Annotated in this window: 15 protein-coding genes and 1 pseudogene; 4 read left to right on the top strand and 12 right to left on the bottom strand. The window is 67.1% G+C overall.

The window, feature by feature from the left end; translation table 11 throughout:
* Positions 1-14 precede the first annotated feature (14 nt).
* Positions 15-1,661, top strand: a complete 1,647-nt coding sequence (locus tag AC1DVA_RS08010) for a methyl-accepting chemotaxis protein (RefSeq protein ID WP_476805571.1) — start codon at positions 15-17, stop codon at positions 1,659-1,661.
* An 82-nt stretch (positions 1,662-1,743) separates the two neighbouring features.
* On the top strand, positions 1,744-2,835 hold the full coding sequence (locus AC1DVA_RS08015) for an ATP-dependent DNA helicase (protein WP_265054311.1): 1,092 nt from the start codon (positions 1,744-1,746) through the stop codon (positions 2,833-2,835).
* Between the two features lie 776 nt (positions 2,836-3,611).
* Here the strand turns inward: AC1DVA_RS08015 and AC1DVA_RS08020 are convergent.
* Together AC1DVA_RS08020 and AC1DVA_RS08025 are read right to left on the bottom strand one after the other, a co-directional pair.
* The gene (locus tag AC1DVA_RS08020) at positions 3,612-4,349 is read right to left on the bottom strand and encodes an anti-sigma factor (RefSeq protein ID WP_476805572.1); all 738 of its coding nucleotides are present in this window, start codon (positions 4,347-4,349) and stop codon (positions 3,612-3,614) included.
* Complete coding sequence (locus tag AC1DVA_RS08025; protein ID WP_265054309.1) at positions 4,346-4,909, bottom strand: sigma-70 family RNA polymerase sigma factor; 564 nt, start codon at positions 4,907-4,909, stop codon at positions 4,346-4,348. The genes AC1DVA_RS08020 and AC1DVA_RS08025 overlap by 4 nt, the downstream gene beginning before the upstream one ends.
* A 197-nt stretch (positions 4,910-5,106) precedes the next feature.
* On the opposite strand from AC1DVA_RS08025, the gene AC1DVA_RS08030 reads away from it, so the two are divergent.
* On the top strand, positions 5,107-5,898 hold the full coding sequence (locus AC1DVA_RS08030; protein ID WP_265054308.1) for a DUF4394 domain-containing protein: 792 nt from the start codon (positions 5,107-5,109) through the stop codon (positions 5,896-5,898).
* A gap of 84 nt (positions 5,899-5,982) precedes the next feature.
* On the opposite strand, the gene leuD is transcribed toward AC1DVA_RS08030, so the two are convergent.
* The 7 genes from leuD to kynA all read right to left on the bottom strand — a co-directional run bounded on the left by leuD (position 5,983) and on the right by kynA (position 10,650).
* Positions 5,983-6,585: a 3-isopropylmalate dehydratase small subunit gene (leuD, locus tag AC1DVA_RS08035; protein WP_265054307.1), complete on the bottom strand. Its 603-nt coding sequence runs from the start codon at positions 6,583-6,585 to the stop codon at positions 5,983-5,985.
* 57 nt (positions 6,586-6,642) lie between these two features.
* The gene (locus AC1DVA_RS08040; protein WP_265054306.1) at positions 6,643-7,275 is read right to left on the bottom strand and encodes a LysE family translocator; all 633 of its coding nucleotides are present in this window, start codon (positions 7,273-7,275) and stop codon (positions 6,643-6,645) included.
* Positions 7,265-7,702 (bottom strand): metallopeptidase family protein, encoded by a 438-nt coding sequence (locus AC1DVA_RS08045; RefSeq protein ID WP_476805573.1) that lies wholly within the window; start codon positions 7,700-7,702, stop codon positions 7,265-7,267. The genes AC1DVA_RS08040 and AC1DVA_RS08045 overlap by 11 nt, the downstream gene beginning before the upstream one ends.
* A 17-nt stretch (positions 7,703-7,719) precedes the next feature.
* Positions 7,720-7,965 (bottom strand): hypothetical protein, encoded by a 246-nt coding sequence (locus AC1DVA_RS08050; RefSeq protein ID WP_265054305.1) that lies wholly within the window; start codon positions 7,963-7,965, stop codon positions 7,720-7,722.
* A gap of 23 nt (positions 7,966-7,988) precedes the next feature.
* A complete protein-coding gene (leuC, locus tag AC1DVA_RS08055) occupies positions 7,989-9,407 on the bottom strand; it encodes a 3-isopropylmalate dehydratase large subunit (RefSeq protein ID WP_265054304.1) in 1,419 nt (472 codons plus the stop codon).
* 111 nt (positions 9,408-9,518) lie between these two features.
* Positions 9,519-9,737 carry a hypothetical protein gene (locus AC1DVA_RS08060; protein ID WP_265054303.1) on the bottom strand — a complete coding sequence of 73 codons (219 nt, stop codon included), beginning with the start codon at positions 9,735-9,737 and terminating at the stop codon, positions 9,519-9,521.
* Positions 9,738-9,801: 64 nt separating this feature from the next.
* Complete coding sequence (gene kynA, locus AC1DVA_RS08065) at positions 9,802-10,650, bottom strand: tryptophan 2,3-dioxygenase (protein ID WP_476805574.1); 849 nt, start codon at positions 10,648-10,650, stop codon at positions 9,802-9,804.
* Positions 10,651-10,751: 101 nt separating this feature from the next.
* Between kynA and AC1DVA_RS08070 the strand changes: the two genes are divergently transcribed.
* The gene (locus AC1DVA_RS08070; protein WP_265054301.1) at positions 10,752-11,966 is read left to right on the top strand and encodes a cysteine desulfurase; all 1,215 of its coding nucleotides are present in this window, start codon (positions 10,752-10,754) and stop codon (positions 11,964-11,966) included.
* On the opposite strand, the pseudogene AC1DVA_RS08075 reads toward AC1DVA_RS08070, so the two are convergent.
* From AC1DVA_RS08075 to AC1DVA_RS08085, 3 genes and pseudogenes are all read right to left on the bottom strand, one after another.
* Positions 11,912-13,017: pseudogene (locus AC1DVA_RS08075) on the bottom strand (HlyD family secretion protein). The gene AC1DVA_RS08070 and the pseudogene AC1DVA_RS08075 sit on opposite strands and share 55 nt — an antisense overlap.
* A 15-nt stretch (positions 13,018-13,032) precedes the next feature.
* Complete coding sequence (locus AC1DVA_RS08080) at positions 13,033-14,661, bottom strand: efflux MFS transporter permease (RefSeq protein WP_265054300.1); 1,629 nt, start codon at positions 14,659-14,661, stop codon at positions 13,033-13,035.
* Positions 14,658-15,107: a MarR family winged helix-turn-helix transcriptional regulator gene (locus AC1DVA_RS08085; RefSeq protein ID WP_265054299.1), complete on the bottom strand. Its 450-nt coding sequence runs from the start codon at positions 15,105-15,107 to the stop codon at positions 14,658-14,660. The genes AC1DVA_RS08080 and AC1DVA_RS08085 overlap by 4 nt, the downstream gene beginning before the upstream one ends.
* Positions 15,108-15,384: the final 277 nt, after the last annotated feature.

Raw genomic sequence — 15,384 nt, forward strand, 5'->3', positions numbered from 1 at the left:
TGACGGCGAAGATCATGGCATTCTTCGCGCTGCTGAGCCTCGCCGGGGCGCTTGGCCTCGTCAGCGCGCTGCAGGGTTTCGACGAGGCCCGGCGCATCGATGCCGCCGCCTTCGCCGATATCGGACTGGCCAGCAGCGCCTCGCTGCTTTCCAGCCGCGTCGCAGCCGCAGCCCTGCCCAGCAGTGTCGACGCCGACATGCCCAAGCGGGAGGTCGAGACGATGCTGGAGCGGCTCGACGGCGCCGTCGAGCTGGTCGACGCGGCCCGCGCGCATCTGATCTCCTCCTTGCCTGTCGCCTTACGCGAGGCCAACCCGACGCTCGACGCCCGGATCCGGACCTTCATCGCCTTTCAGCGCGGCATCGTCGATATCGGCCGCCGCGTTTCGGCGAAGGCCGCCCTCCTCGAAGCGGGAGCCGATGAAGCACGGACCAATGTCGACCAGATCATCATCACGACATCGGCCCTGCGCGACCAGCTTGCGCGCCGTGCGGCCGAGACGGCAGCCCGTGCCGGGGAGCGCGCCGGCAATGTCCGGCTCTGGACCATCCTGTTCGCCTGCCTGCTGCCACTCGCCGGTGGACTGGCGGCGCTGCTGCTTCTGCGCAGCCACCTGACGCGGCCGCTGCGAAGCCTCATGACGGCGATCGGGCAGGCCGCGGCATCGGATCAGGTGATCGAGGTGCCCTATCGCGGGCGGGCCGATGAAATCGGCCAGCTCGCCCGCATCGTGCGCCAGTTCAGCGAGGTGCGGGCGACGCTGGTGACGCGCGAGGCGGAAGCAGGCGACGCGCGCCGCCATGAGCAGATGCGCAGCGCGGAGCTTGCCCGCATCGCCGACGAGTTCGAAGCGCGGCTCGGCCTCCTGCTCGGAGAGATCGGCAGGGAGAGCGAAGTGCTGCGCATGGCGCTGCAGGACGCGGCGGTACGGGTCCATCAGGTATCGAGGAGCACGGAGACCGCGGCGGGCTCCGTCGACGGAGCCGGCATCGAAGCGCGTCGCTCCAGCGAGGCCGCGCTGCGCATGGAATATGTCATCGGCCAGATCAATGCCGAGGTGAGGCGGGTTTCGGAGATGGCGACCGCCGCGACGCATGAAGCGGCCGGGACCCACGCGCTGGTGACGCGGCTGACCGAGAATGCCGCCCAGATGCGCGATGTCGTCGGCATCATCGAGGCGGTCGCGCGGCAGACGAACATGCTGGCGCTCAACGCCACGATCGAGGCGGCGCGGGCCGGCACCCATGGCCGCGGCTTCGCCGTGGTCGCCGCCGAGGTGAAGACGCTGGCGAACCAGGCCTCTGAGGCGGCTGCACGGATCGTGGGTCGTATCGCGCAGGCCGAGGAAGCCCTTTCCCATGCGGCGGGAGCCGTCTCGTCCATCGGAACGAGCGTTGCCGCCGTCGAGCAGACTGGAACCGAGATCGCGACGATGGTGAATTCGCATGTCGAACTGCTGGGTTCGCTCGGCGAGACTGTGGGGCGCATCTCCGACGTCACCGCCACGGCGGCGATCGCGATGAGCGAGATCGCGGCCGCCAATCTGCAGACTGTTGGGCAGGCCGATATGGGCGCCGCGAGTGCCGGCAAGCTCGACCGGCGGATTCATGCGCTGCAGGTGGAGGCCGGTGCCTTCGTGCGGCGCCTGCGCGCGGCCTGAGCTGTTTCCGCATCGTCGCGCTTGCCTTCGGCGCGCGACTCGGCCCCATCTGCGCCATGCCTTCTTCGACGGTCCCATTACGATGAGCTGGTCGCCTCAGCAGGATGCGGCATTGACCGCCGTTGCGCGCTGGCTGCAGGCCGGCGAGCCTCAGCTCTTCCGCATGTTTGGCTATGCCGGCACCGGCAAGACCACGCTGGCGCGCCATATCGCCGAGGCGGTCGACGGCGAGGTCGTCTTCGCCGCCTATACCGGAAAGGCTGCGCTCGTCTTGCGCAACAAGGGCTGCGATGGCGCGCAGACCATCCATTCGCTGATCTACCGCTCGCGCGGCGTCGAGGAGGAGAGCCCGACCTTCGTGCTCAACCGCGAGAGCGCGGCCGCCAAGGCCAAGCTTATCATCATCGACGAATGCTCCATGGTCGACGAGGATCTGGGGCGCGACCTGCTCTCCTTCGGCACGCCGGTGCTGGTGCTCGGAGATCCCGCCCAGCTCCCTCCGGTGAAGGGCGGCGGCTTCTTCACCGAGCAGGAGCCAGACGTGATGCTGACGGAGGTCCATCGCCAGGCGGCGGACAACCCGATCGTGCGGATGTCGATGATCGTGCGCGAGGGCGGGCGGCTCGAACTCGGCGAGTACGGCCCGAGCCGGGTGATCCGGCGCGACGAGATCAATCCCGAGATCGTCATGGGTGCCGACCAGGTGCTGGTCGGCATGAACAAGACGCGGCGCAACTACAATGCCCGCATCCGCCAATTGATGGGCCGCACCGACAACAGCCCGGTCGCGGGCGAGAAGCTGGTCTGCCTGCGCAACGACAAGAGCAAGGGGCTGCTCAATGGGGGCTCCTGGATCGTGCAGGAGATCAAGACCTCGAAGAAGGGGCTCGTCACCATGCGGGTGACGCCGGAGGACGACACCGGCGCCAAGGCGGTGAAGGTGTCGGTGATGCCGAATTTCTTCGACGGCACCGAGGAGGAAATCCCCTGGGAGCTGCGCAAGCACACCGACGAGTTCACCTTCGGCTACGCGCTGACGGTGCACAAATCGCAGGGCTCGCAATGGGACGACGTCGTGCTCTTCGACGAGAGCTTCGCCTTCCGCGAGCACCGGGCGCGCTGGCTCTATACGGGACTGACACGCGCGGCGGAGACGATCACGGTGGTGGTTTAGCGCGTTCGGGCGACGTCTTATTTGAGTGGGAAGCGCTGGCGGACTGGCTCTAAAGCTTGCTGATTTTGTACGGAACCACACCGTCATCCCGGGCTTGACCCGGGATCCATGCCAGAGCCTGTCGGACGGATCGTCGGGCATGGATCCCGGATCTGCGCTTCGCTCCGTCCGGGATGACCGGCGCTTCCACGAAAACGCAGCAGGCTCCAAGCGAACGCCGCTGCTTGCGGCTAAGGGTACGCGGCATAAGCGCAAATCGCCTCGTTCGGATCGCTGAGTGATGGCGCCGCCTGGAAAGCCGGCCTGCCGCACCTGACGGATCAGAGTTGCGCAGTCGCCTTCGCCGCTCTTCGACTAGCGAAAGGCATTCCCAAACATGTCGGTCTGGCGAGCAGGCGCGCCAACGCCAGGCTGCGTGTAGGCAGGCCCATCCGCTCTTTTGCTGGGAACGGTATCTTGCGTGACACAACCGACCGGCCCGAGCAGGATGAACACCACGGTGACACATCGTTTCAGCACAGCGAACTCCATTGTTGCATTCCGGAACCAGCGCCGGACGTCCTCTTCGGACAGCTCGGCTTTTCGCCTACTATTCGTACGACCTTCAAGCTGAAAGCTGTCCCTGGGGACAATCTACGAAGGCATATCGACACACCGGGTTTCGCTGTCACATCACGGCAGGCACGACGGCGACATCCGGAAGCAAACATATTCGAGGCGCGACTCGGGCCAGCAGCCTTCATCCGGATGGCCGCTTCCAAACGTCGACTCATCCGTCACAAAGCCTGCGCCGTCGTACCCTTCGCGATGACGGGGCCTGTCGGGCGGCCTGTCGGCGAGCCTGTCGACGGTTCCAGCGTGATTTCGAAGAGCTGGTCGCGACCCAGAGGCAATTGATCCAGCCGCAGCGGCGTGCTGCGGGCGCGATCGATGAGCCCGACCGAGCGGGGGCCGACCGCGCGATCCCACAGCGTCCAGATCTCGAGCGCCTTGCCTTCGGGAACCGCGATGTTCTGTAGCGGCACCATCTCGACGCGACCGTCGGCGAAGGTGTTGACCACGGCGGCGGCCACGCTCGTGTCCGTGAGCAGCACCGCGATCATGACCGGCTGGCGCCGCGCCCGGTCGAGCGCGCCGATCAGGCCCGCCGCAAGCAGGAGCGTAGCGAACGCGCCGGCCAGCGCTGCGCCGCGCCAGACCGGCAAGCTTTCCCACCAACCGGCGAAGCGGCTGCGCGTTTGGGCTGCCGGCCGACGGCCGGGCTGCGCTGCCATGGCGATCGCTGCCTCGATGGCCGGCCACAAGGCAGGCGAGGGCGGGATGGCCGGGGCAGTGGCATCGATCGGCGCGAGGCGGGCCTGCCAGCGTGCGACGGCCAGGGACAGGTCGCTGTCGTTGTCGAGGCGCTGCTCGAAGCGCTCGCGGTCGACGCCCTCGATCAGGCCGAGCACATATTCGCCTGCGAGCGCGTCGCGGTCCTCAGGCGTCGGGATCATGCCGGAGACCGGGCTCATCCGAGGCACTCCTTCAGCGTGATCAGCGAGCGCCTGATCCAGGACTTCACCGTGCCCAGCGGCATGCCCAGGCGCCCGGCGATCTCGCCATGGGTCAGACCCTGGACGAAGGCGAGCAGCACCATGCCGCGTCGCTGGGCCGGCAGCGCCTCCAGGCAACCCTGCAGGGCTTTTGCGTCGGAGAGCTTGGCCATGACGGTTTCGGGATCGTCCTCCTCGCTCGGGGTGTCCTCGGCCAGCGGGCTGTCGCTCGTTTCGGTGCGCTTCTCATCGCGCAGGATCGAGAGCGAGCGGTTGCGCAGGATGGCGTAGATCCAGGTCAGGCCGCTGCCGCGCTGCGGATCGAACCGCGCCGCATATCGCCAGATCAGGATGAAACTGTCCTGCACCGCTTCCTCCGCCAGCGCCCGGCGCTTCAGGATGCGCAGGGCCACACCGACCATACGCGGCGACTCGGCCTCGTAGATGCGCTTCAATGCCGATTTATCGCCGCCGGCGCAGGCGAGGAGCGCTTGTTCGATCGCGATCGTCATTTCCGGTCGCGCGGCGTCGCCCGCCATCCTCGTCTCCCTGATCGGCCAGCCGCGCCTCGGCACGGTCCAGCGAAAGGTTACACGCTGGAAACGATCATGGATGCAGCGATTTTCTTTATTTTTCCCGGCGCATCCGGGCACTCCCCTGGCGTCTAACCCCTCCGAGCGCCGCGAGCCTCCGACAGGCCCGGCGGCGCCGCGAAACACAAGCGGAGGACGACGACATGACCAGGATAATGCGCATCGCGCTGACGGCCACGACCATCCTGAGCGCCGGCTCGCTGGCCGGGCTGGCCCAGGCGGGAACGCTTGCGGCGCTGAGCGGCGACAACACCCTCACCATGATCGACACGGCGACGATGAAGGCCGGCAAGTCGATGAAGGTCACCGGCATCGACGGCAAGATCGCCGGCATCGACGTGCGCCCGGCCGACGGCATGCTCTATGCGCTGGCGACGGACGGCACGATCTACACGGTCGATACCGCCGGCAAGGCGACGATGAAGTCGAAGATGGACACCGTGCTCGCCGCCGATGCCATGGCGACCGTCGATTTCAACCCCGCCGCCGACCGACTGCGCGTCATCGGCTCTGACGGCACCAATCTCCGCGTCAATGTCGAGGACGGCAAGACGACCGTCGACGGCAAGCTGAAATTCGCCGAGACCGACATGCACAAGGGCGAGGCGCCGATGATCGTGGCCGGCGCCTATACCAACTCGATGAAGGGCGCCAAGGAGACGGCGCTCTACGACATCGACGGCAAGATCGGCGGGCTGATCAAGCAGGCGCCGCCGAATGACGGCATGCTCGGCGCGGTCGGCAAGCTCGGCGTGACGGCGAAGGCCATCGCCTTCGATATCGAGACCGGGGCGGACGGCGCGAATACGGGCTGGCTGCTGGCGGATGGCGCACTCCACAAGGTGGATCTCGCCACGGGCAAGGCTACGATGGTCGGGAAGGTCGCCGGTCTCAGCGCGCCGGTACGAGACGTCGCCGCTCTACCGGCGATGTAGAGGCGGGCGATCGCGACGACCATTCGCAGGGGCCGCCGCTTCGCAGGAAGCGGCGGCCTTTCGCTTGGGCTCAGCGGAGCCCGGTCAGGCCCATTCGCGCTGCTTCAGCTTGTCCTCGAACGCGTCGATCTTCGCGTTCTTTTCCATGGTCAGGCCGATATCGTCGAGGCCGTTGAGCAGGCAGTGCTTGCGGAAGGGGTCGAGCTCGAAGGTGATCGTGCCCCCATCCGGCCCCTGGATCGTCTGCTTCTCGAGGTCGATGGTCAGCGTGGCGTTGGAGCCGCGCTCGGCGTCGTCGAAGAGGGCGTCGAGCTGCTCGGGCGTGACCTTGATCGGCAGAATGCCGTTCTTGAAGCAGTTGTTGTAGAAGATGTCGGCGAAGCTCGTGGAGATCACGCAGCGGATGCCGAAGTCGAGCAGGGCCCAGGGCGCGTGCTCGCGCGAGGAGCCGCAGCCGAAATTGTCGCCGGCGACCAGGATCTGCGACTTGCGATAGGCCGGCTGGTTCAGCACGAAATCGGGGTTTTCCGAGCCGTCCTCCTTGTAGCGCATCTCCGAGAACAGCGCGGTGCCGAGGCCGGTGCGCTTGATCGTCTTCAGATACTGCTTCGGGATGATCATGTCGGTGTCGACATTGACCACCTTCATGGGCGCGGGGGTCGAGGTCAGGGTGGTGAAGGGCTGCATGGCGGAAACTCCGATGGGCCTTTTTGCGATGTTCTTGCCGGTATGACGATGAGGGTTTCAGAGCTGCGAGGTCAGCAGCTTAAAGCTGGCGAAGGTGAAGAAGGCGGCGAGGCAGGCTTCGGCCCGGCGACGAATCCGGCGGTAGCCCGCGATCATCGAGGCCGTCGAAAACAGCACGGCGTAGAACTGGTTGATCGCGAGCGAGATCAGCATGCAGCCGCCGATGATGGCGTAGAGCACGACCGGCGGCGTATCCGGCCGCAGGGCGAGCGCGATGATCGCCGTCCAGCTCAGGATCGCCTTGGGATTGGTGAGATGCATGAGATAGCCGCGCAGGAAGGCGCGATGCCCGGGAACGGCGGCCCTTGCTGGTGGCATGTCGACGCGCAACGCCGATCGCGCCGAACGCCAGGCCAGAAACAGCAGGTAGACGCCGCCGACGATCTTGATGGCGTAGAGCGCGCCGGGATGCGCCACGACCAAGCCGGTGACGCCGATGGCGGCGAGAACGCCCCAGGTCAGGGAACCGGCGGTGACGCCGAGCGCCAGGGTGGCGCCGGCGCTGCGGCCGCGCTCCATCGACGTCGCCATCACGGCGAGGTTGCTCGGGCCGGGGCTGGCGACCGCCAGGAAGAAGGCCGAATAGACCAGCGCCAGATTGGGCAGATGGCGGATCAAATCATCCAGCATCGTCCAGCGCTCCGGCTTCGATGGCTTCCATGTCCTCGTCGGAGAAGCCGAAATGGTGGCCGATCTCATGGACCATGACATGGGTGACGATGGATCCGAGGCTCTCGTCATGCTCGGCCCAGTAGTCGAGGATCGGCCTGCGATAGAGATGGATGGTGTTGGGCATCTGGCCCGTCTGCGGGCCGAAGCCCTGCTGGGGCAGGCCGACGCCGCTGAACAGGCCGAGCAGGTCGAACGGGCTCTCCGCCTCCAACTCCTTCAGCACGTCGTCCTCCGGGAACTCCGTGACGTTGAAGATCACGTCCGAGCACAAGGCGCGGAACTCCTCCGGCAGGCGGTCGAAGGCGGCTTGCGCCAGCACCTCGAACGCGTCCTGCGACGGCGCCTTGGCTCCGTCCCAGTCGATCTCCGTGCTTCTCGTCGCCACGGCGTCCATAACCTGTCTCACCAAACCTTCAGCTGATGGCCGAGCCACCAGGCCAGCACGACGACGCCCAGCAGCGAGAGCGTGCGGCCGATGCGCCGGCCCCAGAGCTCGATTCTGTCGCCATCGGGCGCGTCGGCGCCCGAGAAATGCTGTGCCGCCCGGTTCATCGAGGAGCCGAGCACGGTTTCGCTGTCGCGCTTGACCCGCTCCAGCGCCGCCTTGGCCTCGGCCTCCCGAGAGGCTCCGCGGGGATCGTTCGTCATGATCGGCTCCCCGCGTTTGCCGCTCAGCCCAGGGTGCGGACGTCGATGAAATGGCCGGTCAGGGCCGCCGCTGCCGCCATGGCCGGCGAGACCAGATGCGTGCGGCCGCGATAGCCCTGACGGCCCTCGAAATTGCGGTTCGAGGTCGAGGCGGCGCGCTGGCCGGGCTTGAGCTGGTCGGGGTTCATGCCCAGGCACATCGAGCAGCCCGGCTCGCGCCATTCGAAGCCGGCGGCGAGGAAGATCTTGTCGAGGCCTTCCAGCTCCGCCTGGATCTTCACCAGGCCCGAACCCGGCACGATCATGGCGTAGTCCAGGCTCTCATGGATCTTCTTGCCCTCGACGATCTTGGCGACCGTGCGCAGATCCTCGATGCGACCATTGGTGCAGGAGCCGATCCAGATCACGTCGAGCGGGATCTCGGTCATCTTCGTGCCGGCGGAGAGGCCCATATATTCGAGCGCGCGCTTCTTCGAGGCACGCTTGACCTCGTCGGCGATCAGCTCCGGATCGGGCACGGCGCCGGTGACCGAGATGACGTCCTCCGGGCTGGTGCCCCAGGAGACGATGGGCGGCAGGTTGGCGGCGTCGAGCGTGACCACGCGGTCGAAATGCGCGCCGTCCTCGGTGTACAGCGTCTCCCAATAGCGAACGGCGGCCTCCCAGGCTGAGCCCTTCGGCGCCTTCGGGCGGTCCTTGAGATAGGCGAAGGACTTCTCGTCCGGCGCGACCATGCCGGCGCGCGCGCCGCCCTCGATCGACATGTTGCAGACCGTCATGCGGCCTTCCATCGACAGGCCGCGGATGGCCTCGCCGGCATATTCGATCACCGAGCCGGTGCCGCCGGCCGTGCCGATCTCACCGATGATGGCGAGCGTGATGTCCTTGGCGCCGACGCCGGGCGCAGGCGTGCCGTCCACCTGGACGAGCATGTTCATCGCCTTCTTTTGGATCAGCGTCTGCGTGGCCAGCACATGCTCGACCTCGGAGGTGCCGATGCCGTGGGCGAGCGCGCCGAAGGCGCCATGCGTCGAGGTGTGGCTGTCGCCGCAGACGATGGTCGTGCCGGGCAGGGTGAAGCCCTGCTCGGGGCCGACGATGTGGACGATGCCCTGGCGCTTGTCGAGCTCGTTGAAATACTCGACGCCGAAGTCCCTGGCGTTCTTCGCGAGCGCCTCGACCTGGATGCGGCTTTCCTCTTCCTGGATGCCCTTGGAGCGGTCGGTCGTCTGGATGTTGTGGTCGACGACGGCAAGCGTCTTTTCGGGGCTGCGGACCTTGCGGCCGGTCATGCGCAGGCCTTCGAACGCCTGCGGGCTGGTGACCTCGTGGACGAGGTGGCGGTCGATGTAGAGCAGGCAGGTGCCGTCATCCTGCCGGTCGATGACGTGATCGTCGAAAATCTTGTCGTAGAGCGTGCGGGGGCCTGTTGACGCAGTCATGGCTTGGTCTCGGTCTTTAAAACTGTGACTTGGAAATTCGGTGCATCGCCGCGCCGGTCATTCCGACGCGTTGGGTCAAGCGCCTGTCGCCGGCCGCGAGAGCGGCCGGTCTCAGGCGCTGGTAAGGCCCGCGGCGATGGAGGCTGTGAAGCGGCCGAAGAAGCGCCACGGCAGGCGGGCATGATCATCCAGCGCGACAAAATCCTGCGTCGTCGGCAGGGGCGGCAGATGGCCCTCTCCCTGCACGGCGCAGAAGCGCTGGAACTGATGCTCACACGGCGACATGGGCACTATGTAGCAGTTCCAATGAAGCCGGACAATCGACGCCATCGCAGCCATGTCATCAATGTGACGCAGAGGCGCCGGGGCGGCCGGAGAGCTGGCAGTGGCCGCGTCAGAGCTCGCTGCGCAGCTGCCAGAGTTCCGGGAAGAAGGAGCGCTCCAGGGCGGTCCTCAGGAATTTCACGCCGCTGGAGCCGCCGGTGCCCGGCTTGAAGCCGATGATGCGCTCGACCGTCTTCATGTGGCGGAAGCGCCATTGCTGGAACTGGTCCTCGACGTCGACCAGTTCCTCGGCGAGCTCGTAGAGATCGAAGTAGCGCGGCGTGTCCCGGTAGATCGTAAGCCATGCCGCCTTCACGGCATCGCTCGCGACATGCGGCACGCTCCAGTCGCGCTCGATGCAGTCGGCCGGGATCGGCAGGCCGCGCCGGGCGAGCAGGCGCAGGGCTTCGTCATAGAGGCTCGGCGCCTCCAGCAGCGCCTGCAGATGCGCATGGTGCCCGGCATCGTGCCGGTGCATCGCCATCATGCGAGGGTCCTTGGCGCCGAGGCGGAACTCCAGCGCGCGGTACTGGTAGGACTGGAAGCCCGACGACTGGCCGAGCGCGTCGCGGAAGGCGAGGTAGTCGGCCGGCGTCATGGTCGAGAGCACGTCCCAGGCGCTGACGAGCTGGGACTGGATGCGTGAAACCCGCGCCAGCGATTTGAAGGCCGGCTGCAGCTGGTCGGCCCGGATCGCTGCGGTGGCGCCGTCGAGCTCATGCGCGGCCAGCTTCAGCCAGAGTTCCTGTATCTGATGGATGGTGATGAAAAGCAGTTCGTCCGGCGCGTCGCTCAGCGGCTTCTGCGCCGCGAGCAGGAGATCGAGGCCGAGATAGGAGGCGTAGTCCATGCGCTCCTTGAAGTCGGTCTGCATGCCCGGTTCGACGCGGCTCTGATGATCCCCTGTGCCGGTGCCCATCGCTCTGCCCTCGCTTGCCATGCGCCTTGACGAAGGGAAGGCGCCATATATTTTAAGCTTAAAGTATTTTGCCGCGCGAACAAGGCTGACGGGACATGACAATGGCGACCGATCAGGCGACGAATATTCCCGCGGCGCTCGGCCGGCCGCCCCTCGACCTCACTGCCGCCTTCTCGCATTTCCGCCGAAACTGGCCGGACGAGCTGCATTTCGCCGCTCACAGCCACCATTTTTGGCCCGACGTCACCCGCGAGGCGCATTTGCGCTGCTGGGACGATGCCGCCCGCCTCGTCGACGGCAAGTGGGAGGAGGTTCTTGGCCCGGTCTGGCGGAAGGTGGCGCAGGGCGTGGCGAAACGCCTCCACCTGCCAGGCATCGAAGGGCTCGTTCCCGCCAACAACACCCATGAATTCGTCAACCGGCTGCTCTCCTGCCTGCCGCGCGAGCGCAGGCCGCGCATCCTGACGAGCGACGCCGAGTTCCATTCATTCCGCCGGCAGATCGAGCGGCTGGCGGAGGAGGGGCTGATCGAGCTCACCGTCGTGCCGGCCGAGCCCTTCGCCGGCCTGACGGAGCGGCTCGTCGCGGCGGCGAGGGCTGGCAATCCCGACATGGTCTTCGTCAGCCAGGTGCAGTTCAACTCCGGCTATGCGCTGACCGATCTGGAAGGGCTGGTCGCCGGGGTCGGCGCGCCGGACCGGCTCGTCGTCATCGACGGCTATCACGGCTTCCTGGCACGGCCGACCGATCTCTCGGCCATCGCCGACAAGGCCTTCTACATCGCCGGCGGCTACAAATACGCCATGGCGGGCGAGGGAGCCTGCTTCATGCACTGCCCGCCCGGCTTCGCGACGCGGCCGCGCGACACCGGCTGGTATGCCTCCTTCGGCGCGCTTTCCGGGCCGCAGGGCGGCGTCGGCTATGCCGAGAACGGCTGGCGCTTCATGGGCGCCACCTTCGATCCCTCGGGGCTCTATCGCATGGGTGCGGTGTTCGACTGGCTCGACGCGGAAGGGCTCGACGCGGCGGCGATCCATGCCCATGCGCACGCCCTGCAGGCGATCGTGGTCGAGGGGCTGGAGCGCCGGCCCTGCGGCGTGCTCGCGCCCGAGAACCTCGTCCTGCCGCTCTCCGAGCCGGCGCGCGGCAATTTCCTGACCTTCCGCCACGGCGATGCGCCGCTCTGGCACGAGCGGCTGGCGCGTGCAGGCATCACCGTCGACCTGCGCGGCGACCGGCTGCGCCTCGGCTTCGGCCTCTATCAGAACGCTGATGATGCGCGGCTTCTGCTGGAGCGGCTTGCAACGCTGGCCTGAGGCTCCGCGCTCAGCGCCGCGAGGTATCGACGCTGACGACGACGGACATGCCGGGCGTCAGCTGCTCCGCCAGGGGCTGGCCCGGATCGACGGCGATGCGGACTGGCACGCGCTGGGCGATCTTGATGAAGTTGCCGGTGGCGTTGTCGGCCCGGATGATGCTGAACTCGGAGCCTGCCGCCGGCGAGAAGCGCTCGATCCTGCCGGTCAGCCTGGCATGACGCAGCGCATCGACGGTGAAGCTCACCGGCTGGCCGACGCGCATGCCCGGCAGCTGCGTCTCCTTGAAATTGGCGATCACCCAGATCTGCGCGGGCACGAGCGACATGAGCTGCGTGCCGGCCGAGACATATTGGCCGAGCCGGGCTGAGACCTCGCCGAGGCGCCCGTCCTGCGGGGCGGTGACGCGGGTGTTCTGCAGGTCGATCTCGGCGAGATGGACGGCGGCCTCGGCGCCCTGGACCGCCGCCTCCAATGATTGGCGGTTGACGATCGCCGTCTGGATGTCCTGCCGGGCGACGTCGACGGCGGCGTTGGTGGCGGCGATCGCGGCGCGGGCCTGGTCGAGGGCCTGTTGGCTCTGGTCGGTGCTGGTCTGGCTGACGACGCCGCGCTCGCGCAGCGGCTCGATGCGGCCCCAATTCGCCTCGGCGGTGCGTAGCGCGGCCTCGGCGCTGGCGACATTCGCCTCGCTGGCGCGCAGCCGCGCCTCGGCCGCAGCGCGGGATTGCTCGGAATTGGCGAGTGCGGCGCGCTGGGCGGCGAGGCTGGCGCGGGCCTGCTCCAGCTTCTGCGCAAAGATGCGGTCATCGATGCGCAGCAGCAGGTCGCCCTGCTTCACTGTCGCGAAATCCTGCACCGGCACCTCTGCGACATAGCCGGCGAGCTGCGGCGCGATGATCGTGACCTGACCGCGCACATAGGCGTTCTCGGTGGTCTCGATGGCGCTGGCGAAAGGCGGCAGCCGCCATGCGTAGAGGATCACGGCGAGGCCGGCGAGGCCGATGGCCAGGGCGATATAGGTCGAGACGGAGCGGAAGACGCGGGTCATGGTCGATACGTTGGGTCAGCCGGCTGCCGGGGCAGGGGCGGTGGTGAAGCGCGCCCTGAAGCGCAGGACGGCAAGGTGGAGGAGGAGGCCGGCCAAGGCCAGGCCGGCGATCAGCGAGATCAGCAGGAAGGCATCGTTATAGGCGAGCACGGTCGCCTCCCGCGTCGCCTGCTGGGCGAGCAGCGTCACGCCTTCGGCCCGCGTCAGCGTCGTGTCGGTCAGGACATGGCCGTAGCTGCCGCCGAGCTGGCTGATGCGCTGGGCGACGAGCGGGTCGGACATCGCGAAACGCTCGGCCAGCACATGGTAGTGGAAGCTGGTGCGCAGGGTGATGAAGCTGCCGAAGATCGCCGAGCCGAGCAGGCCGCCGATGCTCTGCGTGAACAGGAAGACGGTGATGAAGCTCAGAATGTAGATCGGCCCGCGCGCGATCGCCCCGCCGAGCCCCTGTGCCATCGCCGCCGGCAGGAACAGCGCGGAGCCATAGGCGACCAACGCCTGGCTGAGATAGATGTCGTGCGGCCGGGTCTGGCTGGTGGCGCCGCTGTCGAGCCAGGCGCCGAGCGCGACACAGGCCAGCGCCGTGCCATAGAACCAGTTCTCGCGGCCGGGGCGCAGCAAAAGCGCGCAGGTCAGCCCTCCCGCCAGGATCGTGCAGAGGATCACGCCGTAGAGCGACAGGGTCTGCTCGTTCTGGATGCCGAGCGCCTGGAAGAAGTTGGAGGCGCCGACCGTCTGCTCCGCCAGGACGACGCGCAGCAGAAGCAAGGCACCGGCGAAATGCAGCGTCGCAGGGCTGGTGAGCCAGCGGATATCGATGAGCGGGCTTTCGCGGTGCAGTTCGATGATCGCGGCCAGCATCAGGCAGACGACCGCACAGGCAAGGAGCCAGCCGAGCCAGGGCGCCTCGAACCACCAGTAGATCCGGCCCAGGCTGAGCGCGATCGCGATCGAGCCGAAGCCGATCGCGATGAACAGATAGCTGACGAGATCGAGCGGGCCGATCCACTTCACCCGCGGCGGCGAGGTCAGCGGCAGCGCGTAGACGAAGCCGAAGGCGACCATGGCGAGCCCCGCCTCGAACAGGGTCAGGCCATGGAAGCCGCCGATATCGAGGAGCCAGGGCGAGATCAGCCGCGTCACCGGGATACCGAGCGTGGTGTTGGTCAGCGCCAGCGAGATGCCTACGGTGAGCTTCTTCTGCGGGGGCAGGGGCTCGATCATGTAGAAAAAGGCGAGCGAGGACATCGGCGCCGCCGCCATGCCGCTCATGAAGCGGACCATCACGGCCGATTGCAAATCGTGGACGAAGAAGAAGTTGAGCAGCGCCGCGAGGACGAAGCCGGCGAGGCTGATCTCCGCGAAATTGCGCAGTCCGTACTGCATGCGGATCTTGATCAGCGCGATCGAGAGCGAGACGTTCGGCGCCATATAGGCGGCGATCAGCCAGTTGGTCTCGGCGATGGTGGCGCCGAGCTCGCCCTGGATCTGGTAGACGTTCGTGTTGACGATGTTCTGGCCGATCTGCTGCGTCATCGCCAGCGTCACCGAAGCGAGCATGTAGGCGAGGGCGCGGGCGGGCGGCATGGTGAGCCCGGCCGGAGGCGCGGCGGTGGGAGCGATCGTCGTTTCGGTCGCGCTCATGGGGCGGCGCTCCGCCCGGCGACGATGTTGCGCGAGGTACGGCGCAGGACGTCGAGCGCGGTCTCCAGCTCGGCCGGTGCGATGCCTTGCAGGATGCCGGCGCGCAGTTCGGCGAGGAAGTTCAGGATGTCCTGCGCCTGGGCGCGAGCTGTCTCGGTCAGGAAGACGCGGCGCGCGCGCCGGTCGCCCTCGACGGCTCGGCGCTCGATCATGCCGTTGCGCTCGAGACCGTCGAGGAGACGCACCAGCGTCGGCTGCTCGATGTCGAGCAAGTCGGCGAGATCGGACTGAATCGGGCCGTCCTCGCGGGCGAGCTCCATCAGCAGGCGGGCGCGGGCAAGGGTCAGCCCCATGCCGCGGGCACGCTCGTCGACGAGCGCCCTCAGCTTCCGGTTGACGGAAGCGAGCTCGGCAGTGAAGGCGGCCTGAAGCTGTGCGTGATCCATAGGGCGAACATAAGTAGCATGCTAATGATTGGCATACTTATATCTGACTAGGACGCATATCAACCGACAAAACTGAGCCTTGAGATGCGTTTTTAGAATGTCTTGGGGTTGATGCGTCGGCGAGCGTGTCATCCCGGACGGAGCGAAGCGGAGATCCGGGATCCAGGCCTGAACCTCGACCGGAAGCGCTCCGGCATGGATTCCTGGTCAAGMCCGGGATGACGGCGCGTCTCCGTGCGACGCCGGCAGATTCCGGGGACCATTCCAGGCAACAAAA

The organism is Allobosea sp. P4_C6 (genome assembly GCF_056402015.1).